The 25591-nt window shown below is 63.2% G+C and carries 24 protein-coding genes; 8 read left to right on the top strand and 16 right to left on the bottom strand.

The genetic code is table 11. The features are described from left to right. The first annotated feature begins 75 nt into the window (after positions 1 to 75). A complete protein-coding gene (locus D5400_RS01285; protein ID WP_126006901.1) occupies positions 76 to 882 on the top strand; it encodes an undecaprenyl-diphosphate phosphatase in 807 nt (268 codons plus the stop codon). A 43-nt stretch (positions 883 to 925) separates the two neighbouring features. On the opposite strand, the gene D5400_RS01280 is transcribed toward D5400_RS01285, so the two are convergent. From D5400_RS01280 to D5400_RS01240, 9 genes are all read right to left on the bottom strand, one after another. After that, entirely contained in the window at positions 926 to 1924 is a 999-nt protein-coding gene (locus tag D5400_RS01280; protein ID WP_126006899.1) for a complex I NDUFA9 subunit family protein, read from the bottom strand. Positions 1925 to 1974: 50 nt separating this feature from the next. After that, positions 1975 to 2268 (bottom strand): DUF1330 domain-containing protein, encoded by a 294-nt coding sequence (locus tag D5400_RS01275; RefSeq protein WP_126006897.1) that lies wholly within the window; start codon positions 2266 to 2268, stop codon positions 1975 to 1977. A gap of 34 nt (positions 2269 to 2302) precedes the next feature. Continuing rightward, positions 2303 to 3046: an orotidine-5'-phosphate decarboxylase gene (gene pyrF / locus D5400_RS01270; protein ID WP_126006895.1), complete on the bottom strand. Its 744-nt coding sequence runs from the start codon at positions 3044 to 3046 to the stop codon at positions 2303 to 2305. A 70-nt stretch (positions 3047 to 3116) separates the two neighbouring features. Further along, on the bottom strand, positions 3117 to 3698 hold the full coding sequence (locus D5400_RS01265) for an NADPH-dependent FMN reductase (RefSeq protein WP_126006893.1): 582 nt from the start codon (positions 3696 to 3698) through the stop codon (positions 3117 to 3119). 21 nt (positions 3699 to 3719) lie between these two features. Next, the gene (gene pmtA / locus D5400_RS01260) at positions 3720 to 4316 is read right to left on the bottom strand and encodes a phospholipid N-methyltransferase PmtA (RefSeq protein ID WP_126006891.1); all 597 of its coding nucleotides are present in this window, start codon (positions 4314 to 4316) and stop codon (positions 3720 to 3722) included. Between the two features lie 147 nt (positions 4317 to 4463). Continuing rightward, positions 4464 to 5621 carry a molecular chaperone DnaJ gene (gene dnaJ / locus D5400_RS01255; RefSeq protein ID WP_126006889.1) on the bottom strand — a complete coding sequence of 386 codons (1158 nt, stop codon included), beginning with the start codon at positions 5619 to 5621 and terminating at the stop codon, positions 4464 to 4466. Between the two features lie 70 nt (positions 5622 to 5691). After that, positions 5692 to 7617 (bottom strand): molecular chaperone DnaK, encoded by a 1926-nt coding sequence (gene dnaK, locus D5400_RS01250; RefSeq protein WP_126006887.1) that lies wholly within the window; start codon positions 7615 to 7617, stop codon positions 5692 to 5694. Positions 7618 to 7849: 232 nt separating this feature from the next. Further along, positions 7850 to 10126, bottom strand: coding sequence for a transglycosylase domain-containing protein (locus D5400_RS01245; RefSeq protein ID WP_126006885.1), 2277 nt, complete (start codon positions 10124 to 10126; stop codon positions 7850 to 7852). 335 nt (positions 10127 to 10461) lie between these two features. Beyond that, on the bottom strand, positions 10462 to 12126 hold the full coding sequence (locus tag D5400_RS01240; protein WP_126006883.1) for an alpha/beta hydrolase: 1665 nt from the start codon (positions 12124 to 12126) through the stop codon (positions 10462 to 10464). A 195-nt stretch (positions 12127 to 12321) separates the two neighbouring features. Between D5400_RS01240 and D5400_RS01235 the strand changes: the two genes are divergently transcribed. Both D5400_RS01235 and D5400_RS01230 read left to right on the top strand, forming a co-directional pair. Continuing rightward, positions 12322 to 13137: a hypothetical protein gene (locus tag D5400_RS01235; protein ID WP_164527753.1), complete on the top strand. Its 816-nt coding sequence runs from the start codon at positions 12322 to 12324 to the stop codon at positions 13135 to 13137. A gap of 95 nt (positions 13138 to 13232) precedes the next feature. Beyond that, complete coding sequence (locus D5400_RS01230) at positions 13233 to 14381, top strand: acyltransferase family protein (protein WP_126006879.1); 1149 nt, start codon at positions 13233 to 13235, stop codon at positions 14379 to 14381. Positions 14382 to 14394: 13 nt separating this feature from the next. Here D5400_RS01230 and D5400_RS01225 read toward each other — a convergent pair whose 3' ends face one another. From D5400_RS01225 to fabA, 4 genes are all read right to left on the bottom strand, one after another. Further along, the gene (locus tag D5400_RS01225) at positions 14395 to 15792 is read right to left on the bottom strand and encodes a dipeptidase (protein WP_126006877.1); all 1398 of its coding nucleotides are present in this window, start codon (positions 15790 to 15792) and stop codon (positions 14395 to 14397) included. A 339-nt stretch (positions 15793 to 16131) separates the two neighbouring features. Next, positions 16132 to 16950 (bottom strand): enoyl-ACP reductase FabI, encoded by an 819-nt coding sequence (fabI, locus tag D5400_RS01220; RefSeq protein ID WP_126006875.1) that lies wholly within the window; start codon positions 16948 to 16950, stop codon positions 16132 to 16134. A 16-nt stretch (positions 16951 to 16966) separates the two neighbouring features. Continuing rightward, entirely contained in the window at positions 16967 to 18187 is a 1221-nt protein-coding gene (gene fabB, locus D5400_RS01215) for a beta-ketoacyl-ACP synthase I (protein ID WP_126006873.1), read from the bottom strand. Between the two features lie 91 nt (positions 18188 to 18278). After that, a complete protein-coding gene (gene fabA / locus D5400_RS01210) occupies positions 18279 to 18791 on the bottom strand; it encodes a 3-hydroxyacyl-[acyl-carrier-protein] dehydratase FabA (RefSeq protein WP_126006871.1) in 513 nt (170 codons plus the stop codon). 262 nt (positions 18792 to 19053) lie between these two features. Between fabA and irrA the strand changes: the two genes are divergently transcribed. Next, positions 19054 to 19497 carry an iron response transcriptional regulator IrrA gene (gene irrA, locus D5400_RS01205; protein ID WP_280988310.1) on the top strand — a complete coding sequence of 148 codons (444 nt, stop codon included), beginning with the start codon at positions 19054 to 19056 and terminating at the stop codon, positions 19495 to 19497. Between the two features lie 60 nt (positions 19498 to 19557). Here irrA and D5400_RS01200 read toward each other — a convergent pair whose 3' ends face one another. Further along, positions 19558 to 20088, bottom strand: coding sequence for an SH3 domain-containing protein (locus tag D5400_RS01200; RefSeq protein WP_126012563.1), 531 nt, complete (start codon positions 20086 to 20088; stop codon positions 19558 to 19560). A 203-nt stretch (positions 20089 to 20291) separates the two neighbouring features. Here D5400_RS01200 and D5400_RS01195 point away from each other — a divergent pair, with 203 nt between their 5' ends. Then, positions 20292 to 21296, top strand: coding sequence for a 2-hydroxyacid dehydrogenase (locus D5400_RS01195; protein ID WP_126006869.1), 1005 nt, complete (start codon positions 20292 to 20294; stop codon positions 21294 to 21296). Positions 21297 to 21315: 19 nt separating this feature from the next. Here D5400_RS01195 and argB read toward each other — a convergent pair whose 3' ends face one another. After that, positions 21316 to 22209 carry an acetylglutamate kinase gene (gene argB, locus D5400_RS01190; RefSeq protein ID WP_126006867.1) on the bottom strand — a complete coding sequence of 298 codons (894 nt, stop codon included), beginning with the start codon at positions 22207 to 22209 and terminating at the stop codon, positions 21316 to 21318. A gap of 172 nt (positions 22210 to 22381) precedes the next feature. Between argB and D5400_RS01185 the strand changes: the two genes are divergently transcribed. The 3 genes from D5400_RS01185 to msrB all read left to right on the top strand — a co-directional run bounded on the left by D5400_RS01185 (position 22382) and on the right by msrB (position 24478). Beyond that, positions 22382 to 22918 (top strand): sigma-70 family RNA polymerase sigma factor, encoded by a 537-nt coding sequence (locus tag D5400_RS01185; protein ID WP_126006865.1) that lies wholly within the window; start codon positions 22382 to 22384, stop codon positions 22916 to 22918. Beyond that, the gene (locus D5400_RS01180; RefSeq protein ID WP_164527752.1) at positions 22915 to 23646 is read left to right on the top strand and encodes an anti-sigma factor; all 732 of its coding nucleotides are present in this window, start codon (positions 22915 to 22917) and stop codon (positions 23644 to 23646) included. Before D5400_RS01185 ends, D5400_RS01180 begins: the two co-directional genes overlap by 4 nt. Before the next feature lie 319 nt (positions 23647 to 23965). Continuing rightward, entirely contained in the window at positions 23966 to 24478 is a 513-nt protein-coding gene (gene msrB / locus D5400_RS01175; protein WP_126006860.1) for a peptide-methionine (R)-S-oxide reductase MsrB, read from the top strand. A 15-nt stretch (positions 24479 to 24493) separates the two neighbouring features. Here msrB and D5400_RS01170 read toward each other — a convergent pair whose 3' ends face one another. After that, on the bottom strand, positions 24494 to 25570 hold the full coding sequence (locus D5400_RS01170) for a YeiH family protein (protein ID WP_126006858.1): 1077 nt from the start codon (positions 25568 to 25570) through the stop codon (positions 24494 to 24496). Positions 25571 to 25591: the final 21 nt, after the last annotated feature.

Here is a 25591-nt window from a genome sequence, read left to right as displayed (position 1 = left end):
TCCACCGAAGACAAGCCGGCGCCTCTTTCGTCACTTCTGGCGCCACTTCCGGCCAAAAAACTACAGGACATTTGCATGGGTGAACAAACGATTGTCGGAGCGCTTCTGCTCGGCCTGTTAGAGGGTTTGACGGAATTCATTCCCGTATCGTCGACCGGACATCTGCTGCTTGCAGGCCGCGCCATCGGCTTCAGTTCCACCGGCAACAGCTTCGAGGTGCTCATCCAGGTGGGGGCGATCCTCGCCATCCTCACCGTCTACTCCCACCGCCTGTGGTGGATTGCCCGTTCCTTGCCAACAAGCGCCGAATCACGCCGATTTGTCCTGATCGTGCTGCTCGGCTTCCTGCCAGCCGCCGGTATCGGCTTTCTAGCGCATGATTTCATCAAGACCGTACTGTTCGAAACGCCCGTGGTGATCTGCGTGTCGTTGATCGTCGGCGGCTTCATCCTGCTTTGGGTGGACCGCATGGCGCTTTCCCCGCGCTACACGAATGTCGCGGAGTTTCCGGCATCGCTTGCGCTGAAGATCGGCTTTTTCCAGTGCCTCGCCATGGTACCGGGGACGTCGCGCTCGGGCGCGACGATCGTCGGCGCGCTGGTGAATGGTGCCGACAAGCGCTCGGCTGCGGAATTCTCGTTTTTCCTGGCGATGCCGACCATGGCCGGCGCCTTCACGCTCGACCTCATCAAGAACCGCGACATCCTGAGCGCAGACGATTTCACCATCATCGCCGTCGGGTTCGTGGCGGCGTTCGTTGCAGCTGTCGTGGTCGTACGGTCGCTGCTCGACTTCGTATCACGCCATGGCTACGCGCCATTCGCCTATTGGCGCATTCTTGTCGGCACGGTAGGCCTCGCCGCCCTCTGGTGGGCGGCTTAAGTCCCGACGATCTTGAGGAACCGCGAGACGGTTCCTCAAAGAATTAGTTGCTTTTCTGCGCTGTCGGCCCGTCGGGCTTGGTGAACTGGCCCTGGACGCGGAAGCGCGTAAGATAGGTGGGCAGGATGACCTCGAGCAGGGTCGGCTTGATGCCGACGCCCTCAAGTGTCCGCCCCTCGCGCTTCGCCGCTTCCGAGACCACATTGTCACGCTTCAAAAGGGTGACCTGATCTGCGGTGATCGGCGGCGTAATCAGCGGAAGATGGCTGAAGATGCCACCCAGCACCGTTGCGGGATACCAGGGAATGGTGATGAAGCGGCGCTTGCGCTGGATCACCTTGAGCATCGTCTCGAGGCATTCGCGGAAGGTCAGCACTTCCGGACCGCCCAATTCCAGCGTCTGGCCGCCTTCGATTGATCCATCCACGTGACGTGCAAAGACCTCTGCGACATCCGCGACGTATACTGGCTGGAACTTCGTATGGCCGCCGCCGATCAGCGGCAGGAACGGCGCAACACGCGCCATGTCGGCGAACTTGTTGAAGAAATTGTCTTCAGGACCGAAGATGATCGACGGACGGACGATGAGCGCATCCGGCTTGATTTCGCGAATGGCCTCCTCCGCCTTGCCCTTGGTACGGGCATAGTCGGACCAGTACTGGGAATCGGCGCCGATCGCCGACATGTGGCTGAGCGGAATACCGGCAGCCCGGGCAGCTTCGGCAACCGCGCGAGCGCCGAACGCCTGCACGGGGTCGAACATGTTGCGGCCGCTCTCGTGCAAAATGCCGACCAGGTTGATCACGTGATCGGCGCCTTCGACGGCGCGGTCGATCGACGGGCGATTGCGCAGATTGGCCTGCATGGCCATGATCTGGCCGACCGCGCCGAGTGGCTGCAAATGGCCGGCGAGATCCGGGCGACGGCAGGCGACGCGCACCCGGTAGCCACGCTTGGCCAGCGCCCTAACGACGTGACGCCCGACGAATCCGTTGCCGCCAAACACGGTAACCAGCTTGGGATGGGGCATTATCGTCGTCATGTGAGCGCGTTCCCGTGGATGCGATGATGAAGTGTAATTAGGTCGGGCGATCAGCCTTCATAGCCTTCGACGACGATCATGTCAGCATCGGCAACTTCCTGACGGATGGCTACGGCTGCCTGATATTCCGGGCTTTCATAGCACGCCTTGGCGTCGGCCACGGAAGGAAACTCGATAATGACGTTGCGAGCGCGTGCGCCGCCTTCCAGAACATGGGTATCGCCGCCGCGCACCAGGAATTTGGCGCCATAGCGCTCGAAAGCCGGCTTGGCGGTCGAAACGTAGTCCTTGTAGCGCTCCGCATCACGCACATCCACGCGTGCAATCCAGTAAGCCTTGGCCATGGTCTTTTCCTCCTCGTTGAATGCTAATCGTTTTTCAGTGCTGCCTGTTGGCGGCGGCAATTTCCGCGATGATCGCGCTTGCCGTTGCCTTGGGATCGTCTGCCTTGATGATGGGGCGGGCAACCACGAGATGGCTCGATCCGGCCCGAATGGCATCGGCTGGTGTCGTGATCCGCTTCTGGTCTCCGGCCTCGGCTCCAACCGGCCGGATGCCGGGGGTCACCAAAGCCATGTCCGGGCCGATAATGGCACGCACGGCCTTTGCCTCCGCCGGTGAACAGACGATGCCGCCCATGTTCGCGTCGACCGCTTGCTGCGCGCGGCGGCTGACGAGGTCTGCCGGCGACAATGCATAGCCGGCTTCCTTTGTGTCGGCCTCGTCCATGGACGTCAGCACCGTAACCCCGAGAATGCAGAGGCCGGAGCCCCTGGCAGCGTCGACGGCAGCGCGCATCACCTTAGGATAGGCATGCACGGTCAGCATCGTCATGCCCATCTGAGCGATGTTCTCGACGCCCTTGGCAACGGTGTTGTCGATGTCGTGAAGTTTCATGTCGAGGAAGATCGACTTGCCCGATGCCGCAAGGTCTCTCGCGAAGGACAGCCCGCCGGCGAAGACCAGCTGGTAGCCGATCTTGTAGAAGGAAACCGTGTCGCCGAGCGTCGCGACCATGGCTTCAGCGTCTTTCAGCGTCGGGACGTCGAGCCCGACGATCAACCTGTCACGCGGATCGGCGATGGCCGGGCCGGTCGAGAGGTTTCTGCTGGGTGCTGACATCGCGCGTTGCCCATTCCGGCTGCAATTTACTGGGCTTCTACTGGCATGCGTCGCCTTGCCCTGCAAGGCTCTAGCGGTTTGCGACTGCCCGGCAATGATCGATGAGTGACTGGCAGGCTGCGTCCAGCATCCGCGCGTTACGTTCGTCGCCAAGCTGGCCGTCCTCGGTGAAGGCGGTAGACGCCCGCGAGACCGAGCACTGCTCGGTGACGATCTGCGCGCCAACATTCATCAACACCGAGCGCACGTGATAGAGCCCGCGAATGCCGGCAAATTGACCATCCGACGCCGAACCGAGTGCAACGACACGGCCGCGCCAGGCGCGAAGCGGCCGTCCGGCATCGGTCGACACGCGGCTGACCCAGTCGATCGTGTTCTTCAACAGAGGCGGGATCGACGAATTGTATTCCGGGCAGGCGAGAAAGAGGCCGTCTTGTAAAGCGATGAGCCGAGCGAGTTTCAACGCGTTCTCGGGCACGCCGTCACGCTTCTGAAGGTCTTCGTCCATGATCGGAAGGGGATAGTCGGCCAGCGAAATGCGCGTCACGTCGGCCCCTTTCACCGTCAGGGCGTGGGCGGCGGCGGCGGCGAGGCTCGCGTTGAACGAGCCTTCTCGGTTGGAGCCGGGGAAAACGAGGATCTTGGGGGTCATCGCAGAAGGCAGGTGCTGGGGTCAGATCGGGCGGCGGTAGAGCCAGAGATGGGCGGGCGGAATATTACGCACCACGAAATCTAACTTCTCGACCACGTAGTTGCCGCGCCCAGGCGCAACGGGTGAGCGGGGGCCGTAGGTGATCTGGACGACCGGTCGACCGGCTGGAATGCGGCCGAGAAGGTCCTCGATCAGCGCGATGCGCTCGGGCATCGGAAAATTGAGAAGCGGAATGCCGGACACGACGCAATCGAATGTCTGATCGGCAAGCGGTCCAAGCGTGGAATCGAGATCGAAAGCGTCGCCCTGGATGACGTTGACGCCCGGAAACAGCCGCCGGACATGGCTGACGAAATCATCCGAATATTCGACGCAGACGAGTTTGTTTGGCGAGACGCCGCGCTCGAGGATCGCTTTGGTGACGACGCCCGTGCCCGGGCCGAGTTCGAGAACGGGAAGGCCGGAGGTCGTGTCGATGACACTCGCCATTCGCCTGGAGGTAACGGCCGAGGTCGGGACGATCGATCCCACAGCCTTGGGGCCATCCATCCATCCCTTGAAAAACCGGATTTCGTCATCGAAGCGCTTGGACAGTTTCCGTGTCAAAGTGCCGACCATGGCGATATCCTCTTCCCGTTGGCGGAGAGCCAGGGATCGCCTCTCCTCAGAACACTGCATGACCTTCCCTAAGGGAAGGTCATGCCCGGTGTAACAGCGAGCCGCCAGGCCCGCAATGGATGACCGGCTGCCTGGAGCAGCCGGCAATCAATTGCTGAGCGTATCGAAGAAATCCTTCATGCGCGAGAAAAAGCCTGAGGATTCCGGGCTATTCTCCTTCGACGACAATTGCTCGAACTCAGTCAGCAACTCGCGCTGGCGCTTCGTCAGGTTCTGCGGCGTCTCGATGGCAACCTGAATATAGAGGTCACCGGACTGCTGCGAGCGCAGAACCGGCATGCCTTTGGAGCGCAGGCGGAACTGCTTGCCGGACTGCGTGCCTTCCGGAACCTTGACCCTTGTCTTGGTCCCATCGAGCGTCACGACGTCGAACTGGCCGCCAAGTGCGGCGGTCGTCATCGAGATCGGCACGGCGCAATAAAGGTCGGCGCCGTCGCGCTGGAAGAACTCATGCGGCTTCACCGACAGGAAGATGTAAAGGTCGCCGGATGGCCCGCCGCGGAGCCCCGCTTCGCCTTCGCCCGCAAGCCGGATCCGGGTGCCGTCTTCGATGCCGGCCGGAATATTGACCGACAGCGACCGGTCTTCCGTTACGCGGCCCTGGCCGGAGCATTTCGGGCAGGGATCGTTGATCGTCTGCCCGCGACCCTGGCAGGTGGGGCAGGTGCGCTCGATCGAGAAGAACCCTTGCGCTGCCCGCACGCGGCCGCTGCCCGAGCAGGTGGTGCACGTCGTCGGATGCGTGCCCGGCTTGGCGCCGGAGCCCGAACAATTGTCGCACTGGATGGACGAGGGGACGCGGATCTGGGCGGTCTTGCCATGGAACGCCTCTTCGAGGCTGATTTCCATGTTGTAGCGCAGATCGGCACCACGCTCGCGACCGCTTCCGCCGCCACCAGAGCGACGCTGGCGACCGCCGCCACCCATCATCTCGCCGAAGATGTCTTCGAAGATATCGGAGAAGCCGCCGGCGCCTGCGCCGCCGAAGCCACCACCACCGAAGCCACCGGGACCACCCTGCTCGAAAGCGGCATGGCCGAAGCGGTCATAGGCGGCCCGCTTCTGCGGATCCTTCAGCGTCTCGTAAGCTTCGCCGACTTCCTTGAACTTGCGCTCCGCCTCCGCATCGCCGGGATTGCGATCGGGGTGGTACTTCATAGCAAGTTTGCGATAGGCGCTTTTCAGTTCTTTCTCGTCGGCCCCTTTTTGGACCCCGAGCGTCTCGTAGAAATCTGCTTTCGCCATTGAATGCCAGCCCCACACGTCTGACGATCCCGGCCGCCGCTCATGGGCTGCCGGGATCTCTCAGTTGAAGTTAAGCCGACTTCTTCTTGTCGTCGTCGTCATTGACCTCTTCGAAGTCCGCATCGACGACGTTATCCCCATCTTGCGCTGCATCGCGCTGGGCATCGTTTGCTGCCGCTTCTGCCTGGCTGGCCTCATACATGGCCTGGCCGAGCTTCATCGACACTTCGGCAAGGGTCTGCGACTTCGCCTTGATGGCTTCGGCGTCGGGCTCGGAAGCGTCGAGAGCCGACCGCAGATCCGCGATCGCATCCTCGATGGACTTCCGGTCTTCGGCAGAGACCTTGTCGCCGTATTCCTTGAGCGACTTTTCGGACGAATGCAGCAGGCTTTCGGCCTGGTTCTTCGCCTCCACGCCTTCGCGGCGCTTCTTGTCGCTTTCGGCGTTGGCTTCGGCGTCCTTCACCATCTGCTCGATATCGGCATCGGACAGACCGCCGGATGCCTGGATGCGGATCTGGTGCTCCTTGCCGGTGCCCTTGTCCTTGGCCGAAACGTTGACGATGCCGTTGGCGTCGATGTCGAAGGTGACTTCGATCTGCGGCACGCCGCGCGGCGCCGGCGGAATGCCGACGAGATCGAACTGACCGAGCAGCTTGTTGTCGGCCGCCATTTCACGCTCGCCCTGGCTGACGCGGATGGTGACGGCATTCTGGCTGTCTTCGGCTGTGGAGAAGGTCTGCGACTTCTTCGTCGGGATCGTCGTGTTGCGATCGATCAGGCGGGTGAAGACGCCACCGAGCGTCTCGATGCCGAGCGACAGCGGGGTCACGTCAAGCAGCAGGACATCCTTGACGTCGCCCTGCAGAACGCCGGCCTGGATGGCGGCGCCGAGCGCGACGACTTCATCCGGGTTGACGCCCTTGTGCGGCTCCTTGCCGAAGAACGACTTCACGACTTCCTGCACCTTCGGCATGCGCGTCATGCCGCCGACGAGAACGACTTCGTCGATTTCGCCTGCCTGCATGCCGGCATCCTTGAGCGCCGCGCGGCATGGAGCCACGGTGCGCTGGATGAGGTCGTCGACGAGGCTTTCGAACTTGGCGCGCGAAAGCTTCATCGTCAGGTGCTTTGGACCCGACTGGTCGGCCGTGATGAACGGCAGGTTGATTTCAGTCTGCGACGAGGACGACAGCTCAATCTTTGCCTTCTCAGCAGCTTCCTTGAGGCGCTGCAGGGCGAGCTTGTCGTTCTTCAGGTCGATGCCCTGTTCCTTCTTGAACTCGGCTGCGAGGTACTCGACGAGGCGCATGTCGAAGTCTTCGCCGCCGAGGAAGGTGTCGCCGTTCGTCGACTTCACTTCGAAGACGCCGTCGCCGATTTCGAGAATGGACACGTCGAACGTGCCGCCGCCAAGGTCGTAGACGGCGATCGTCTTGCCGTCCTTCTTGTCGAGACCGTAGGCAAGCGCGGCAGCGGTCGGCTCGTTGATGATGCGCAGCACTTCAAGGCCGGCGATCTTGCCAGCATCCTTGGTGGCCTGGCGCTGGGCGTCGTTGAAGTAAGCAGGAACCGTGATGACGGCCTTCTCGACTTTTTCGCCGAGATAGCTTTCAGCGGTTTCCTTCATCTTCTGAAGGATCATCGCGGAGATCTGCGAGGGCGAATAGTCGGTGCCGCTGGCATGAACCCAGGCGTCACCATTCGGAGCGTTCACGATCTTGTAGGGCACCATGCCCTTGTCCTTCTGGGTCGTAGGATCCTGGAAGGTGCGGCCGATCAGGCGCTTGATCGCGAAAAGCGTGTTTTCCGGGTTCGTCACCGCCTGGCGCTTGGCCGGCTGGCCGACGAGGCGCTCGCCATCATCGGAAAAAGCAACCATGGACGGCGTCGTGCGCGCGCCTTCCGCGTTTTCGATCACCTTGGCGTCCTTGCCGTCCATGACAGCGACGCAGGAGTTCGTGGTTCCGAGGTCGATACCGATAACTTTAGCCATTGTTCTTCTCTCTCCTTGAAGCGAGCCGTCCGGACCCTCTGTGGCGTTCCGTTCGACGGCCCCTAGCGGGATTGGTGTTCGGTTGTGGCGAGCTTGGCGTCAACAGCAGAGCCAAGCAGGTTTCGGCGTATATAAGAACGGGTTTTTTAGACTGCAAGGCGCTGGATGAGCGACAACATGCAAGCACTTCAAGCCGACGCCGAGGCGTCGGTCGAGAAGGCTTCTGGTGGCCTCAGTTGCCGAGGATGAGGTCGAGCAGGGTCGTCGCGCGCGGTTGCGTGGCGCCCGTCGGCTGTGCGTCCCAGTTGCCTTCACCGACGGAAGCCGGCGGCATGGGGGCGCCTTCGTTGATTCGCGGCGAGGTGACGCGCGCCGATCCGCCGAGAATGTCGATGCCCCAGCCGGAGGGGTCATCCTGGCCGGCGATGATGTCGCCGATGCCGTCCGGCGGCACGGGGCCGTATCCCGGCCCCTGATCGATCACGCCATCGGGACGGACGCCGGGCAGCAGCGCCGCCGGAACGCCGCGATGCGCGCCGCTCATGAAAGCCTGCCAGGTTTCGGCCGGCAGCCCGCCGCCGGTGACCCGGTTCATGGATTTCCCATCGTCATTGCCGAACCACACGCCCGTCACGAGATTGCTCGTGTAACCGACGAAAAGCGCATCGCGGAACGATTGGGTCGTGCCCGTCTTGCCGGCCGGAAGCCAACCGCTCATCTGCGCATTGCGCCCGGTGCCGGAACGCACCACTTCGGCCAGCATCGCATTCATCATCGCTGCGACATCGCCATCGAGCACCCGCTCGGGCTGCGTCGCTGTGCGCTGATAGATGAGGTCGCCGTCCAGCGTCTCGACGCGCGCGATCATGTAGGGCTCTGCCTTGTAGCCCCCATTCATCATCGGCGCATAAGCCGCGGTCAGTTCCTGCAGGGTCACTTCCGACGTACCGAGCGAAATCGAAGCGTTCGGCGTCAGCGTGGATTTGATGCCGAGGCGGTTGGCGAGCGCCACGACATTCTCCGGTCCCGTCTCCATGACGAGCTGCGCGGCGATGGTGTTCGTCGAGCGAGCCAGCGCCTGCGCGAGCGTCAGCGGGCCGTGGAACTTCTGATCGTAGTTTTCCGGCGACCAGTTGCCAATCTGGATCGGAGCATCCTGGCGCACCGAATAGGGGCCGAACCCCATTTCCAGCGCGCTCGCATAGACGAAGGGCTTGAAGGCCGAACCAGGCTGGCGGCGCGCATCGGTGACACGGTTGAACTGGCTCTTCGCGTAGTCGTAACCGCCGACCATGGCGCGCACCGCGCCTGTCGCATCAAGCGAGATCAGCGCGCCCTGCGTGACGGCAAGCTCTCCGCCGCGCGTGGAAATCGCGTCGACCACGGCGTCTTCTGCGAGATCCTGCAACTGCGAATCGATCGTGGTGGTCACGACCAGGTCGGTCTCGACGGCGCCGATCACCTCGGTCAACTGGTCCATGACGGCATCGGCGACATAGTGCTCAGCACCCGTCCAGTAGCTCGGCGCGCGCGTCGGCGACTGCGTCATGGCCGTGGTGACTTCGGCGTCAGTGACATACCCCGAATCGCGCATGGCCTGCAGCACCACCTGGGCGCGCTCTTCCGCCGCCTGCGGATCGCGCGCCGGCGAAAGCCGCGACGGTGCCTTCAAAAGCCCGGCGAGGAGGGCTGCCTCGGCCAGCGTGACCTCGTCGGCCGTCTTGTCGAAATAACGCCGCGCAGCAGCCTCCACGCCGTAGGCGCCGGAGCCGAAATAGACCCGGTTCAGATACATTTCCATGATCTGATCCTTGGTGAATTCATGCTCGAGCCAGAGCGCAAGAAGCACTTCCTGCACTTTGCGCTCAACCGTGCGCTCAGGCGTCAGAAAGAGGTTCTTGGCCAGCTGCTGCGTGATGGTCGAACCACCCTGCACGACGTCGCCGGCAACCAGGTTCGTGACCATGGCGCGCGCCAGGCCAATCGGATCGATGCCGAAATGGCTCTGGAAGCGCCGATCCTCGATCGCCATCACCGCCTGCGGGATATAGGGCGAGATCTCGGACAAGCCGCGCTGTTCGCCACCCGTGGCGCCCCGATTGCCGAGAACCTCGCCGCCGACCGATACGATGCGGACATTCGGCGGCCTGTCGGGAATGCTCCAGGTCGAGGCGTTGGGCATCTGCGCAGCATAATAGGCGACGATGCCGCCGACGCCGAGCGCGCCCCAGATGCCGAGAACGAAGCACCAGTAGACAAGCGTGCGCATCATCCCGAACACGCCGCGCCGCGGCTTGCGGCCGCGCCGCCCGCCGCCACCATTGCCGCCCCCGCCACCTGATTTGCGGCTGGACGACGCGGCGCTGCGCTTGGGCGATACAGTGCTTCGCCCGCCACCGCTCACGCGGTCATTGCGCTCCACCCGAAAATCGCCCTGGCCCCCGCTAGAAGCCCGCGCGCCCTCGAGCGACGGCTCGATCCGCCTGCTGGTGCTGCGTCTTGGGGCCATGGCAACGAACTACTCAAATGTTTCTGCGGGAAATGTGCCTGTGAAACTAAAATGCGGCGATTTAAGGTGGGGTTAAGGATGCTCTTTCGTCGTTGCTTAAGGGTCCGGGTCACCCAACCCGTGAGCCGCCTCTTGTAATTCGAGAGAGCCCACCCCACTTCAGGCTCAACGCCGCGCGCTCCACGATCTGGGTACGGCCTTCGGGCCGGGTTTTGGATGGTGTCGAGTGCGCGGCTGACGATCCGCACGGATTGACCACGGATGTACTGGCAGTCTCGGCTGATCGTTGAGGAAGCGGGGTTCTAGACAGACCCCGCTTTTTTCTTGCCCGAATTTTAGTCGCCGGCTTCCTGCCTCTGCTCGATGAAGAACGTCTTCAGGCGGTCGATGTCCGCCGGCGTCCAGCCCTGCGGCTCTGTCACCTCCATCCAACCATCAATGTAGTGCTCATGCGCATAGACGTGGCCGTAGCCCATTGGCGCGGTGGTCGCCGCCATGAGATCGACGGTCAGTTGCAGGAACGTGATGACCGGGAACCAGCGGAATTCGTCTGCAACGTCCGGGCCGCGCGGCGCCTGCATCCAGGACGGCTCGCGGTAGACGCTCGGCGGATCGAAGAAGGTGACCGGGTCGCTCGCATATTGGAGATACACGATCCTGAGCGGGCCCCACGGGGCCTCCGCCTCGTCGAGCGTGTTCGTCTGGTTGGTGAAGCGCACGACCGAGCCGTCCCGGAACCTGGGAAGCCATGCGGGGCTGCCGGGATTGCGGTCGGCCGTCAGGTTGCGCCAGGTGGCGGTCGAGAAGGGCGGGCCACTCCAGAGGGCGCCCTGGAAAGGATCGCCAATCACATCATAGAGATCGACGGATAGGTCGGAATTCAGGGCACCAAGGCTCAAGCCGTAGAGATAAAGGTTCGGCCGTCCATCTTCCGGCAGTTGCCGCCAATAATCGTAAACCAGATCGAAAAGCGCGCTCGCCGTGTCTGCGCCGTAACCCGGCTCGAAGAGCAGCGAAAGCCAGCTCGTGAGGTAGGAATATTGAACCGCAACGCTGGCGACGTCGCCGCGCAGAAGATATTCGAGCGAATCCATGGCGGCGGGGTCCACCCATCCGGTGCCCGTCGGTGTGATGATGACGAGGTTGGTGCGCTCGAAGGCATCGACACGGATCAGCTCGTCAAACGCAAGCCGTGCCCTTTCCTCGATCGTCTCGGCGGAATTCAGCCCGACGAAGACGCGGATGGGCTCTTCGACGGCGCTGTCGCCGGTAAATTCCGCGATCTCCGCGGCGCTCGGCCCGGTAGCGACGAACTCGCGGCCCCGGTTCCCAAGATCCTCCCATGTGACGAGCGATGCCGTGCTGCCGGTCTTTAGAGCAAGTTGCGGGCGCGCAAGGGCATCGTCGACGAGGGCATCGATCTGTTGAAACGAGGCGTCAGCGGCGCGCAGTCCGAACCGGAAGAGCACGCCGTCGACCAGCGCCCAGAACACCGCTGCCGCCAGAATGAGCCCCAGCACGTTCGACACCCGCCGCGGGATGAAGCTCTTCAGCTTTTGCGCGAAGATGTGGTTCACCGTCTTGAAGATGCGCGCGATAAGCAGCAGCAGCGCGAAGATGGCGAGCGCGATGAGGCCCACGCGAAAGGGCTGGACCGTGTCGACCGGCGGCAATTCCATCAGCCGGCGAATGGCGTTCTGCCAATCGGAGGCGAGCCAGAGATAGGTGAAGGCCACGATGCCGCACAGCACCGAGACGACGCGCAGCGCACGGCGGGTGCGGTCCTCGTCGAGCTCGGGCAATTCAAGATAGGACCAGAGCCATCGCCCGAAGCTTCCGATTCCATAGCCGGCCGCCATGGAGCACCCGGAGAGAATGCCCTGCATGAGAAAGTCGCGTGGCAAAAGGCTTGGCGTCAGCGAGGCCGCGAAGAACAGAGTGCCGACGATCAGGCCGGTGGAGCAGGGAGCGTGCAGGAAAGTCCGACGGATCTGGAGCATGGGGTGGGACTAGAGCAGCGTTGCGAGCAAGTACATGGGCCCCTCATCGGCCGGCCTTGCAGCGTGCCGATTTTGTCGCCCTTGGCAAGATCGGTGTTGCGCGATCACGCGATGGCCACCATTCGCAGGCAAGGAGGGCGCTATGGTTGGAGTGCCTTCGCGCCGCAAACCATGCTCTTGCCCCGAGGCCTCGCCGTGCGTCTGATTGCCCTTCCCTTGCTTCTGGCGACCAGTATCGCCTTGTCCGCCTGTGCGTCGACCGGCGAAACCGAGCCGGAAAACCTGCCGGCTGCCGAGCGGGCTGGCATCATGGAGCGGCTTGGAACCTCGCTCAGTACCGCCTGTGGCCCGACTGCCGGCTGCTATGGTCTCGCCGTGCGCCTTGCTGGCTTCTTATGGGAGTATCGCGAGAGCTTCTCGGTTCAGACGCGCGTCTATCGCTGCGTCGGCCAGTATGCGCTCGGCGCCGGCTATCGCTGGGGCGTGCGCCGCTTCGTGTCCGAAATCGACAACGAGGCACAGGCAACCTCGATGGTCACCTATCTCTACGAATGCGCGGTGCCGGAATGGGCGCGAGCTTGGTTCGATGGCCAGGAAGACGAGCCGCCGGTGCCGCCCGGCGAGGTCGCACCCCCACCGGGCCAGGTCCGAACCAGGCCAGCCACGATCCCGCCAGTCACCACGGCGCCGACCACCCCCGCTGCGCTGATGCCTGCCACCCCGGCCTCTCCAGCCGCGAACACGCCTGGGATCGCCCCGGCGGCCCCGGCCACGCCGGCTGCCGCAGCGTCGTCACCGCAACAGCCAGCAGGCGTGCGTCGCAACCCCGCGCCTGCCACGACGCGCCCGACTGGGACATCCGAGCCCGCGCCAGTCGTCGGGCCTCCCATGCCGCCTTCGGGTGCAGCTGCCCGAGCGCGGGCCGCTTCGCCGGCTGCTTCAGAGATCCCAGCAGCACCGCGGCCTCAAACGACCGCTCCAATTCGCCCGAGCCCCGCAACGGTGCCTTAACCACACAGATCGTTGATGGGCCGCATGGCGCCCGCCTTTAGCAATTGCCAAGAGGCGCGAGGTTAGTGTCGCTCCACAGATTGGAGACGACCGAGATGACGATCCCTGCACCGCAGCACCCTGCCCGCGTCGACGGGCCCGGCAGCGTCGATTGGCCCACCCGCGTCGACTGGGTAGACCATGCCAAGGGTATTTCCATCCTGCTGGTCGTAATGATGCACTCGGTGCTCGGCGTCGAGGCGGCGATGGGCGTTCCCGGCTGGCTGCACCCGGTCGTCGAATTCTGCCGGCCGTTCCGCATGCCGGCCTTCTTCCTGATCTCGGGACTGTTTCTCGCGCGCACCATCGATGCGCCGTGGGGCCGTTACATCGACCGGAAGGTCGTGCACTTCGCTTACTTCTACGTGCTGTGGCTGACCATCCAGTTCGCATTCAAGGGCCCGGGCATCGCCATGGAAGAGGGGGCGGGTGCAGCGCTCGGCGCCTATCTCACGGCGTTCTTGCAGCCCTTCGGCACGCTGTGGTTCATCTATATCCTGCCGGTCTTCTTCCTGTTCACCCGGTTGGTGAAGGGCCTGCCGGTCTGGCTCGTGCTCGCTTGGGCGGCGGTTATGGAAATCATGCCGATCGCGACCGGAAGCGTGATCTTCGACGAATTCGCCGCGCGATACGTCTATTTCTTCGCTGGCTACGCGCTTGCGGCGCGGGTGTTCGCCTTCGAAGGCTGGACCGCGCGCAACTCGGCTCTGACCGCCGGCGCGCTTTGTGTCTGGGCTCTGGTGAACGGGGTACTGGCCTTCGGGATCGCACCCGCAGCACTCGCAGGCTACGCCCAGGCGTTCACTTGGGAAGACAAGGCGCCGAAATGGGCCGACCTTCCCGGCATCTCGCTGTTGGCAGGGAGCATCGGCACGCTGGCCGTGATCGCGATCTCCGGCCTACTCGCCCGGGTTTCATGGGCCAACGGGCTGCGCTGGATCGGCGCCCACTCGATCGTGATCTATCTCGCCTTCTTCCTGCCGATGGCGATCGCCCGCGTCATCCTGATCCGTCTCGGGATCATCACGGACGTCGGCACGATATCGCTGCTCGTCTGGATCGCAGCGGTCAGCGGCCCGATCGTCTTCTACATGATCGTCCAGTGGACGGGCTTCGGCCGCTTCCTGTTCGAGCGGCCAGCCTGGGCGAGGCTTTCAAACGAGGGCGGCCGGCAAAAAGCCGACCGCATGGTTCCCGGAGAGTAGGGCGAACGTCGGCTCAGGCCGGCTGGTTTGCTAGCGCGTCCATAATACGGATCCAGGACCGGATGCCCTTGTGGAACGATGTCAGCTCGTATTTCTCGTTCGGCGAATGGATGCGGTCGTCGGCGAGACCGAAGCCGACCAGCAGCGAATCCATGCCGAGCAGCTTCTGGAAATCGCCGACGATCGGGATCGACCCGCCCATGCCGATCATCACCGCAGGCTTCGGCCACTCGCCCGAAAGTGCATCCTTGGCCGTGTTCAGAAGCGGCGAATCATAGGGCAGCTGGATCGCCGGCGAGCCGCCATGCTCGTGGAAGCTGACGGAGCAATCCTCTGGAATGCGCTCCTCGACGAATTTGCGAAATGCAGCGCGCACCTTCGCCGGATCCTGTGCGCCGACGAGGCGGAACGAGACTTTGGCAGACGCCTGCGCCGCGATGACTGTCTTGAAGCCTTCGCCGGTGTAGCCGCCCCAGATGCCGTTCACTTCCGCCGTGGGCCGGGCCCAGGTAAGTTCGTGCACCGAGCGGCCTTTTTCGCCGGCAAGTTTCTTCAGACCGACTTCGCCGAGGAAGTCTTCGGCAGAACGCCCAAGCTTGTCCCAGATCGCCTTGATCTCGTCAGGCGTCTCCTCGACGCCGTCGTAGAATCCCGGGATCGTGATCCGGCCATCGGCATCGCGCATTTCGGCGAGAATCGACGAGAGGATGTGGATCGGATTGGCGGCCGCTCCGCCGAAATAGCCCGAATGCAGGTCGCGGTCTGCGGCAGTGATGGTGATCTCTTCGCCGACGAGCCCGCGCAGGCCTGCCGAAATCGCCGGCGTTTCCGCGTCCCACATATTGGTGTCGCAAACGAGCGCGAAATCGGCCCTCAACTCAGCCGCATTGGCTTCGAGGAAGGGCTTGAGCGACGGGGAGCCGGATTCTTCCTCGCCTTCGAACAGGATCGTGACGCGGACCGGCAGCTTGCCGGCCGTCTCGCGCACGGCACGGCAGGCCTCGACGAAGGTCATCAGCTGACCCTTGTCGTCTGCGGCGCCGCGACCGGTGATGACTTTGCGGCCCGACTTCGCCTCGCGCACGGCCGGCTCGAACGGGTCGTTTTCCCAAAGGTTCAGCGGGTCGACCGGCTGAACGTCGTAATGGCCATAGAAAAGAACATGCGGGGCAGCTTCACCCGCTTCGTTGTTGTGCGCCACCACCATCGGATGGCCCGGCGTGTCGCGCACCGATGCGTCGAAACCAATCGCCGAAAGTTCCGCGACCAGCCAGGCGGCCGCCTTGCGGCACTCGTCCTTGTAGGCAGGATCGGTGGAGATGGAGCGGATGCGGATGAGATCGAACAGACGCTCCAGGCTTGCCGGAAGGTTGGCGTCGGCGCGCTCGAGCGCAGGTGCGGACAGGGACATGGGACGGATCCTCGCAGGATTTCAAAGCAACTGATTTGCGTGGGACCATAGCCGCGTCCGGCCAAAAGAAAAGCCGCCGCGACGGGGGGCGGTGTCGCGACGGCTTCCTATAGATCGGACAAAGGCCCGGAGAGGGGGATGAGGCCTTTGTCCCTATGTCCGGCAGTGGCGGGGGACAAGCCAGTAGAGCCGGACACCGGCAGATTTCGTGTTGCCGATGACATCAATTTGGCTCTGGGAATATGGCGATTCAAGGATGACGAAGATTACAAATTGGTAACGTGTGCGTGAACGCCTGTGGCTTACTACGCGTTACTTGGCTGCTCTTCCAGATGAACCCTATTCGCTTTCTTCCGGGTCCTGCCGCTTGAGCTCGTCCAGCACGGGCATCGACGTGATGTGGTAACCCGAGTCAACGAAATGAACTTCGCCCGTCACGCCGCGCGACATGTCCGAAAGAAGGTAAAGCGAAGACGAGCCCACATCGTCGATCGTGACGGTGCGCCGCATGGGTGAATTGCGTGCCTGGTAGCTGAACATGACCCGCGCATCGGCAATGCCGGCGCCGGCCAGCGTGCGCACCGGACCCGCTGAAATCGCGTTCACGCGGATCTGCTTCGGGCCGTAATCCGCAGCGAGATAGCGGACGCTTGCCTCGAGTGCTGCCTTGGCGACACCCATGACGTTGTAGTTGGGCATGACGCGGGTGGAGCCGGCATAGGTGAGCGTCAGAAGCGAGCCGCCTTCGTTCATCATGGCCGCAGCGCGCTTGGCGACTTCGGTGAAGGAGAAGCACGAGATCACCATGGTGCGGGAGAAATTGTCCCGCGTGGTGTCGGCATAGAGTCCCTTCAGTTCATTCCGGTCCGAAAAGCCGATGGCGTGCACGACGAAGTCAAGCGTGCCCCATTTTTCCTTCAGCGTATCGAAGACGGCATCGACCGTTTCGATCTGCTCCACGTCGCACGGCAGAAGAATGTCGGAGCCGAGCTCGGCGGCAAGCGGCTTCACGCGTTTGCCGAATGCATCGCCCTGATAGGTGAAGGCAAGTTCCGCGCCGGCAGCGCGCAGCGCCTTGGCAATGCCCCAGGCGATGGAATGGTTGTTGGCGACCCCCATGATGAGGCCGCGCTTTCCGTTCATGATGTCGGTCTTCATGCGATCGATCCTGCCTTCAGCCTTCGTAGCGCTGGAAGACCAGCGTCGCGTTGGTGCCGCCGAAGCCGAAGGAGTTCGATAGAACCCGATCGATCTTCACGTCGTCGCGGCGTTCGGTCAGGATCGGCATGCCTTCGAACTCGGGATCGAGCGTCTCGATATGGGCGCTCTTGCCGAGGAAACCCGCCTGCATCATCAGAAGCGAGTAGATCGCCTCCTGCGCGCCCGCCGCACCGAGCGAATGGCCGGTGAGCGACTTCGTTGACGAGATGAAGGGGATCTTGTCGCCGAAGACTTCGCGGATCGCGCCGATCTCCTTGCTGTCGCCGACGGGCGTCGATGTGCCGTGGGTGTTGATGTAGTCGACGGGACCGTCGACAGTCTTCAACGCCTGGCGCATGCAGCGCACCGCACCTTCGCCGGATGGAGCGACCATGTCGTAGCCGTCCGACGTTGCGCCGTAGCCGACGAGTTCGGCATAGATCTTCGCGCCGCGTGCCTTGGCGTGTTCCAGCTCTTCCATGACGAGGACGGCGGCACCACCGGCGATGACGAAGCCGTCGCGGTTGGCGTCATAGGCGCGCGAAGCGGATTCCGGCGTGTCGTTGTACTTCGACGACATGGCGCCCATGGCGTCGAAGAGGTTCGACATGGACCAGTGCAAATCCTCGTGGCCGCCGGCGAAAACGATGTCCTGCTTGCCGAGCTGGATCAGTTCGGCGGCGTTGCCGATGCAATGCGCCGATGTCGAGCAGGCCGACGAAATCGAATAGTTGACGCCGTGGATCTTGAACCAGGTGGCAAGCGTCGCCGAAGCGGTGGACGACATGGCCTTCGGCACCGCGAACGGTCCGATGCGCTTGGGGCTGCCGTTCTTGAGCGTGATGTCGGCCGCTTCCACGATGGTGCGGGTGGACGGGCCGCCCGAGCCCATCACGATGCCGGTCATCTCGTTGGTGATGTCGCCCTGTTCGAGCCCGGCGTCGTCGATCGCCTGCTGCATGGCGACATGGTTCCAGGCGCCGCCCTGGGAGAGAAAGCGCGCCGCACGACGATCCACCAGCTCGCTCGTGTCGATCTTGGGCGAACCCCAGACCTGGCAGCGAAAGCCGTGTTCGGCGAAGTCTTCCGAGCGGGAGATGCCCGAACGGGCGTCCCGAAGCGACTGCGTGACCGCCTCCTGATCGTTGCCGATCGAGGACACGATGCCGAGCCCGGTCACAACCACACGTCTCATCTGGAAATTCCTTTTTTCATCTGTCCGCTGGACTGGCCGCATGGACTGACCCCTTTAAACAGGCCAGCTCCACCCGCGCCAAGCCCTGGTCTCAGGCGCTCTTGTCCTTGAACAAGCCGACCCTTAGGTCGCTGGCCTTGTAGATGGTCTCGCCATCGGCCTTCAGCCAGCCCTCGGCGATGCCAAGCACGAGGCGGCCGCGCAGCACGCGCTTGAAGTCGATGCCGTATTCGACGAGCTTCGTCTCGGGCGTGACCATTCCGGTGAACTTCACTTCGCCCGTGGAGATTGCCCGACCACGACCCGGCTCGCCGAGCCAGCCGAGAAAGAATCCGGTCAGCTGCCACATCGCATCGAGGCCGAGGCAGCCAGGCATGACCGGGTCGCCCTGGAAGTGGCACGGAAAGAACCAGAGATCCGGCTTGATGTCGAACTCCGCGCGCACGAAGCCTTTGCCGAACTCACCACCCGTTTCCGAAATCTCGGTGATCCTGTCGAACATCAGCATCGGCGGCAGCGGAAGCTGCGCATTGCCCTGTCCGAACAGCTCCCCACGGCCGCATCGCAGGATGTCCTCGTAATCGTAACTGGATTTCTTATCCATGAAGGCTTGCATCTCCTCGGCGCGCCGCTCGCTCGAAAACTTCCCCTACGTCAGTTCGACGGGAGCGGCCGACCCTATCATACCGTTGCCGCGGGATTGAACCCTCGGCAATTCGCGCCCACCGCTTAACCGAACTTTATCTCAAGCACCAGTGCGCAAGGCATTCAGGCGCAGTGTCCATGCGCGTCAAAGTGGGCTCTATTGCATGCGCTTGCCGGAAAAGTTATATCCTAAGCAAGGATTGACCCTGATAATGAGTGCCATGACCGCGACGCCGAATGCCATGGAAGCCTTCTCTTGCCCGACGCGCTCGATCGACGTGCGCCTGCGCGATGCAGGTCTGCGCCCGACGCGGCAGCGCATTGCGCTGGGCGGGCTTCTGTTTGCCAAGGGCGATCGCCATCTGACGGCTGAGGATCTGCACGAGGAAGCAGTTCGCGCCGGCGTTCAGGTCTCGCTCGCGACCGTCTACAACACGCTCCATCAGTTCACCGAAGCCGGCATGCTGCGTGTTCTCGCGGTCGAAACGGCGAAGACCTATTTCGACACCAATACGTCGGACCATCACCATTTCTTCGTCGAAGGCGACAGCGAAGTGCTGGACATCGACACCGGCGATGTCGAGGTCGGCAATCTGCCGGAGCCACCAGAGGGCATGGAAATCGCCCATGTCGACGTGATCATCCGGCTGCGGAAAAAGACTTAGTCCGTTCCGGTGCGGTCAGGGGTTGCAAGGATCGTCGCGAAGCGCCGATCCTTTTTCGTTTCAGCGGAAGGCTTCGCCCGGATAGGCGCCCCAGATTTCCTGCTGCGAGACCCAGCCCGATGCGCCATCGACCGTGCTTTCGCACCAGTTCCCATCGCAGCCATTGACGCGCAGAACGACGCCGGGCGCGAGCTTGGCGACGAGGCGTCCACGCGCTTCGCGATCACCATACATCTCGACATAGACGTCCTCGCCGCGATTGCGCATCCACGGTGCGGCGATCGCGGTGCGCTCGCCCGAAAGCAGCGCCTGGTTGATCCAGCCCTCGGCGCCTTCCGCGTCGCGGACCTTGCGCCAGTTGTCGTACTCCTGGATGACTTCCATGGGCATGCCGGAGCGGGTGTAGCGCCACGAGATGGCGTAATCGATCCCCGGGCCTACGCGCATGTTGACCTTCGCGGCCTTGAGGCTGACGAACCGCGGCAGCGGCAAGCCGCTCGCTCCACGGTTGGCCGATTGAGCCTGCGCAAGCGTCGCCCCTGCTGTCATCGCCAGCGTGAGCACGAGCGTGGGCAGAAGTTTTGCAATCATCGACTTACGCAAGATTTTCAACTCCCAAGGGTGCCGATCGAGCCTCATGCTCCCGGTGTGCTCCGACGCCGCGGGCGGCGGACACGAGACGGCGCCGACTTTTGTTTGTCATCGCCGGGCTGTCTGGTAGAAGCGAGGTTCCAGGGAGAAAGTGTCGCTGAGTTTGGTTAACGCGCTCTCAACAAGAAGGGGCCTGATACAAGATGGCGATCCGAAAGCGGCCTAAGGTCTTCATTACGCGCAAATTGCCGGATCCGGTCGAAACGCGCATGCGCGAATTGTTCGATGCGCATCTCAACATCGAGGACCGCCCGCTTGCCCAGCCCGAACTCGTCGCCGCCATGCGCGAGAGCGACGTGCTGGTGCCGACGGTGACCGACCGCATCGATGCGGCGATCATCGAGCAGGCCGGAGAGAATCTGAAACTGATCGCCAATTTCGGCAATGGCGTCGACAATATCGATATCGACGCTGCGGCAAGGCGCGGCATCACCGTCACGAACACGCCGAACGTGCTCTCCGAAGACACGGCCGACATGACCATGGCGCTGATTCTTGCCGTGCCCCGTCGCCTGACCGAAGGTGCGCAGATCCTGACGACCGACGATGGATCCTGGCAGGGCTGGTCGCCCACCTGGATGCTCGGCCACCGCATCTGGGGCAAGCGGCTCGGCATTGTCGGGATGGGCCGCATCGGAACCGCGGTCGCACGCCGGGCAAAGGCGTTCGGCCTGTCGATCCACTATCACAACCGCCGGCGCGTCAGCCAGCAGACCGAGGACCAGCTCGAGGCAACCTATTGGGACAGCCTCGACCAGATGCTGGCGCGCGTCGACATCGTATCCGTCAATTGCCCGTCGACGCCGGCGACGTTTCACCTCCTGTCGGCGCGACGCATCGCGCTGATGAAGCCCGGCGCCTACATCGTCAACACGGCTCGAGGAGGGATCATCGACGAGGCGGCCCTGATCCAGGCGCTGAAGGATGGCGCGATTGCAGGCGCAGGGCTTGACGTGTTCGAGCACGAACCGGCCGTCGATCCGAAGCTCATCAAGCTGGCGGAAAGCGGCCGCGTCGTGCTGCTACCCCACATGGGGTCGGCGACCGTCGAGGGTCGCATCGACATGGGCGAGAAGGTCATCATCAACATCCGCGCCTTCGTCGACGGCCATCGGCCGCCCGACAGGGTGCTGCCGGGCCGCAACTGATCTCAGCAGAAAGCTGGAATTAGCGCACGATCAGCGTGCCGGCGCCATGTTCGGTGTAGAGTTCGAGCAGCACCGAATGGGCGACCTTGCCGTTCAGGATGACGACGCCTTCGACGCCCGCCTCGATGGCCTGAATGCAGGTTTCGACCTTCGGGATCATGCCGCCCGAGATCGTTCCGTCGGCGATCAGCGCATGGGCTTCGGCGACTGACAGTTCCTTGATCAGCTCGCCCGACTTGTCGAGCACGCCCGGAACGTCGGTGAGGAACAGCAGGCGCGTTGCATTGAGCGAGCCAGCGACCGCACCGGCAAAGGTATCGGCATTGATGTTGTAGGTATGACCGTCGCGGCCCGGTGCGACGGGCGCGATGACGGGAATCATTTCCGATTTCGCCAGAAGGTCGAGAAGCGTGCGGTCGACCTCGACCACCTCGCCGACGAATCCGAGATCGAGAACCCGCTCGATGTTGCTGTCCGGATCGATGATGGTCTTCTTGGCCTTCTCGGCGAAGACCATGTTCCCGTCCTTGCCGCACAGGCCGATGGCCCATTCGCCCTCGGCATTGATCAGGGCGACGATTTCCTTATTGATCGAACCGGCCAGCACCATCTCGACGATCTCGACCGTCTTCTGGTCGGTGACGCGCAGGCCACCTTCGAACTTTGATTCGATGCCCATCTTCGTCAGCATGGCGCCGATCTGCGGCCCACCGCCATGAACGACTATCGGGTTGACGCCGGACTGCTTCAAGAGCGCGATGTCGCGGGCGAAAGCCTGGCCCAGCGCCGCGTCGCCCATGGCATGTCCGCCATATTTGACGACGATCGTGCGGTTCTCGTAGCGCTGCATGTAGGGCAGTGCCTGCGACAGCAGTTCCGCTTTGATCTGGCTGTTGTTTTCGCTGTCTGCCATGTCGCCGTGCTCTCGGGTGCCCTTAAGGTTTGCCGGCTTTTAGACGGATTGCCCCTCTGCCGCAATGTGCTTGGCCACAAAGGGCTGCGCTGCCTTTGCGCCACGATGTGGGTGTTAATGACCCGCATCTGCGCTAGATCAGAGAAGTGCGGGAAACGGAACTGGCCAGGCAATGACGCAGGACATCGAAGCGTTGATCGCTCGCGTCGCTCTTCGCGACCGGTCAGCCTTTGCCGAGCTCTATCGCAAAACCAGTCCGAAACTTTTTGCCGTGTGCCTGCGTATTCTGATCGATCGGGCCGAGGCCGAAGAGGCACTGCAGGAAGTCTACGTGAAAATCTGGCAGCGGGCCGACCGTTTCGCGATCGGCCGCGCCGGAGGGATGACGTGGTTGTCGGCGATTGCCCGCAACCACGCGATCGACGTCATCAGGGCGCGAAAGCCGGTTGCACGCGACATCGATGATGCGGTCGCCGTTGCCGATCCGTCCCGCAATCCCGAAGAGGCGGCTCTGGCCGCCAGCGAGGGACGGCGGATCGAAGATTGCCTGCAGGAGCTGCCGGAGGACAGGGCCCAGGCGGTGCTCAAGGCCTATGTGGAGGGCTTGAGTTACGAAGAACTGGCGCGCCATTATGGCGTGCCGCTGAACACGATGCGAACCTGGCTACGCAGGTCACTCATCAAGCTGAGAGAATGCCTGGAACGATGAACGCGGCCGGTGACGACGACACGGATAGGTTGGACGGCGACGACGAGACGCTCGCCGGCGAATACGCGCTCGGCGTTCAGGATCTGGCACTTCGCAGGGAGCTCCAGGCACGCATCGCGCGCGATCCGGAGTTTGCGGAACGCGTTGCCCGCTGGCAGGCGGATTTCTCCGCCATCGATGACGCTCTTCCCGCGTCTGCCCCGCCGCGCGAACTGTTCGCCCGCATCGAAGGCCGGATCTTCGGCGTTCCAACTGCACGGCCGAGACGCTTTGCATCTCTCTGGCAATCCGTCGGACTGTGGCAGGGACTGGCTGCGGCGTCCCTGGTCGCGGTGCTCGCGCTCGGCGCACTGCTTTGGCAGGGAAGCTGGTCGGCACAGGCCCCAAACGCTTTGATTGCCGAGCTGTCCGCGGTTGGCGACGCGCCGGTCGATCTCGTCGCCCATTATGACGGCGGTTCTGGGCGCATGCAGTTGATGGCTGCCTCGCTGAGCGCCGACGATGCGCGCGTGATGGAACTGTGGCTGATCGAGACGGCCGATGCCGCGCCCGTCTCGCTCGGCGTTGTCGGGCGGGATGGAGAAGGCGTCATGGTGATCGAGGCGCCGATGCGCGCGCGGCTTTCCGAAGGCGCCGTGCTGGCCGTCAGCCTAGAGCCGCAGGGCGGTTCGCCGACGGGCCAGCCGACCGGCCCGGTGATCGCGAGCGGTGAAGTCCGGCGCCCCTGATCAGGGCAATATGCCGGTAGCTGCGGTGGCCGAACAAATTTGCTGCACGCGGCTGAAACTTTCTGAAAACCGCACCCGTACATCCAAGCGCGAACCCCATCAGGTCCGCCGCTGCCATGCTGTCCGGATGCGGCGCGGCCTGCACCCTCCGTCATGTGAGCACCCAACGCACTCCAACGCATGGCGGAGGGGACCTTCGCCCCCGAGGATCACGGATCTCGTCACGCGCAGTTGAAGAGGCGTAATTCGCCATTTGGCGGTCCATTCTCTATATTCAGTTCAACACAGCGGCTGAAATCGTGGCCGCAGAGGAGTGATCATGATCACGCGACGCAATTTTTTGCTTTCCGGAGCCGCACTGGCGATTGCCTCCGGCATCGGCTTCTCGATCACGCGGCGCATGGAAGCCCATGCCGCCCCTGAAGGCACCTTCGAGTTCACGCGGACCGAGGATGAATGGCGCGCATTATTGAATGCCGAGCAGTACTCCGTGCTGCGCGAGGAGGCGACCGAGCGGCCATTCACCAGCCCGCTGAACGACGAAAAGCGCGCTGGCCTCTTCCACTGCGCCGGCTGCGATCTTCCCGTTTATTCCTCAACGACGAAATACGACAGCGGAACCGGCTGGCCGAGCTTCTGGGACGCGCTGCCGGATGCCATCGGCACCAAGGCCGACAATTCGCTGTTCATGACCCGCACCGAATGCCACTGCCGCCGCTGCGGCGGGCATTTCGGCCACATCTTCGACGATGGTCCGCAGCCGACCGGCAAGCGGCACTGCTTGAATGGCGTCGCGCTCGTCTTCAAACCCGGCGAAACTACCCCCGCTTGAGGATAGACCTCAACTTCAGACGGCAATCAGTACGAACGCCGTCACGGAAATGAAGACCCAGGAGACTGCGCCCAGCGCAAGCGGGCGGAGCCCCTTGGCTTTCAGTTTCCCGATGTCAGTCATCAGCCCCATCGCTGCCATCGCTGCGGCGAGAAGGATCGACGTTGCTGCTGAAGCGGCGGTGCTGACGGACTCAGGCAGCGCAATTGCGCTGTTCAGCGCCACCATCGCCAGAAAGCCCAGCACGAACCAGGGCATCGGCACCCGTGCCGGCCCGGCCGCTTCCGCGCTACTCAAATCCCGCCTCGCACGCCCGCGCCAGGCGGCCCAATAGCCGAGCGACAGCACAAGCGGCGCGAGAAGCATCACGCGGCTGAGCTTGGCGATCGTGCCGCTTTCCAGCGCCTGCTCGCCGCCCTGGAACGCCGCGGCAAGAACCTGCGCCACCTCATGGATCGCCGCTCCGGTCCAAAGCCCGTAATCGTCGCTTCCCATCCCGCTCATCGCAGCGATCATCGGAAACAGGATCATCGACAGCGATCCGAAGAGCGTGACGCAGGCAACCGCGTAAGCGACGTCCTCGTCGCTGCCGCGCGTCACGGTGTTCGTGGCGAGAATGGCGGAGGCGCCACAGATGGACGTGCCGGCGGCAATCAGCTCGGCCAGCTTCCGGTCGACACCGAGCAGGCGCCCGGCCAGGCGGGTGAAGAAAAAGCAGGCGATCACCGTGGCCAAGATGATGAGAACGCCGCGCCCGCCGACCGAAATGACTTGCGCAATGGTCAGCTGCAGGCCGAGCAGGACGATCGCGAAGCGCAGCACCGTCCGAAGCGCGAATTGCAGCCCCGGCTCGGCCGCGATGGGTGGCCTAATGATGAGGCGACCCACCATGCCAAGCACGATCGCCACGATCAGCGGGCTGAGAAACGACAGACCGGAAGCGGCCACGACCCCGTAGGCGAGCGCCGCAATGGCGAAACTCAATGCCAGCCCCGGCAGGATGCGCTTTGTCGCGACCAATCCGCCGCGTCGAGCCGAGCTTCTCTTGCGATGCGTGGCGACGGCAGCGGTGGGCGTAGGTGCAGGCGACATTGACTGGGCTGGTCCGAGAGT

Origin of the sequence: Georhizobium profundi, assembly GCF_003952725.1 — a bacterium.
Classification (GTDB): domain Bacteria; phylum Pseudomonadota; class Alphaproteobacteria; order Rhizobiales; family Rhizobiaceae; genus Georhizobium; species Georhizobium profundi.
Note: the sequence above shows the minus strand (reverse complement) of the source record. Positions and strands in the feature narration are given on the sequence as shown.

Excerpts from the sequence above, each read along its gene's own strand:
- D5400_RS01285 (WP_126006901.1), top strand. The coding sequence starts at position 76 with ATGGGTGAACAAACGATTGTCGGAGCGCTTCTGCTCGGCCTGTTAGAG.
- D5400_RS01280 (WP_126006899.1), bottom strand. The coding sequence starts at position 1,924 with ATGACGACGATAATGCCCCATCCCAAGCTGGTTACCGTGTTTGGCGGC.
- D5400_RS01275 (WP_126006897.1), bottom strand. The coding sequence starts at position 2,268 with ATGGCCAAGGCTTACTGGATTGCACGCGTGGATGTGCGTGATGCGGAG.
- pyrF (WP_126006895.1), bottom strand. The coding sequence starts at position 3,046 with ATGTCAGCACCCAGCAGAAACCTCTCGACCGGCCCGGCCATCGCCGAT.
- D5400_RS01265 (WP_126006893.1), bottom strand. The coding sequence starts at position 3,698 with ATGACCCCCAAGATCCTCGTTTTCCCCGGCTCCAACCGAGAAGGCTCG.
- pmtA (WP_126006891.1), bottom strand. The coding sequence starts at position 4,316 with ATGGTCGGCACTTTGACACGGAAACTGTCCAAGCGCTTCGATGACGAA.
- dnaJ (WP_126006889.1), bottom strand. The coding sequence starts at position 5,621 with ATGGCGAAAGCAGATTTCTACGAGACGCTCGGGGTCCAAAAAGGGGCC.
- dnaK (WP_126006887.1), bottom strand. The coding sequence starts at position 7,617 with ATGGCTAAAGTTATCGGTATCGACCTCGGAACCACGAACTCCTGCGTC.
- D5400_RS01245 (WP_126006885.1), bottom strand. The coding sequence starts at position 10,126 with ATGGCCCCAAGACGCAGCACCAGCAGGCGGATCGAGCCGTCGCTCGAG.
- D5400_RS01240 (WP_126006883.1), bottom strand. The coding sequence starts at position 12,126 with ATGCTCCAGATCCGTCGGACTTTCCTGCACGCTCCCTGCTCCACCGGC.
- D5400_RS01230 (WP_126006879.1), top strand. The coding sequence starts at position 13,233 with ATGACGATCCCTGCACCGCAGCACCCTGCCCGCGTCGACGGGCCCGGC.
- D5400_RS01225 (WP_126006877.1), bottom strand. The coding sequence starts at position 15,792 with ATGTCCCTGTCCGCACCTGCGCTCGAGCGCGCCGACGCCAACCTTCCG.
- fabI (WP_126006875.1), bottom strand. The coding sequence starts at position 16,950 with ATGAAGACCGACATCATGAACGGAAAGCGCGGCCTCATCATGGGGGTC.
- fabB (WP_126006873.1), bottom strand. The coding sequence starts at position 18,187 with ATGAGACGTGTGGTTGTGACCGGGCTCGGCATCGTGTCCTCGATCGGC.
- fabA (WP_126006871.1), bottom strand. The coding sequence starts at position 18,791 with ATGGATAAGAAATCCAGTTACGATTACGAGGACATCCTGCGATGCGGC.
- irrA (WP_280988310.1), top strand. The coding sequence starts at position 19,054 with ATGACCGCGACGCCGAATGCCATGGAAGCCTTCTCTTGCCCGACGCGC.
- D5400_RS01200 (WP_126012563.1), bottom strand. The coding sequence starts at position 20,088 with ATGATTGCAAAACTTCTGCCCACGCTCGTGCTCACGCTGGCGATGACA.
- D5400_RS01195 (WP_126006869.1), top strand. The coding sequence starts at position 20,292 with ATGGCGATCCGAAAGCGGCCTAAGGTCTTCATTACGCGCAAATTGCCG.
- argB (WP_126006867.1), bottom strand. The coding sequence starts at position 22,209 with ATGGCAGACAGCGAAAACAACAGCCAGATCAAAGCGGAACTGCTGTCG.
- D5400_RS01185 (WP_126006865.1), top strand. The coding sequence starts at position 22,382 with ATGACGCAGGACATCGAAGCGTTGATCGCTCGCGTCGCTCTTCGCGAC.
- D5400_RS01180 (WP_164527752.1), top strand. The coding sequence starts at position 22,915 with ATGAACGCGGCCGGTGACGACGACACGGATAGGTTGGACGGCGACGAC.
- msrB (WP_126006860.1), top strand. The coding sequence starts at position 23,966 with ATGATCACGCGACGCAATTTTTTGCTTTCCGGAGCCGCACTGGCGATT.
- D5400_RS01170 (WP_126006858.1), bottom strand. The coding sequence starts at position 25,570 with ATGTCGCCTGCACCTACGCCCACCGCTGCCGTCGCCACGCATCGCAAG.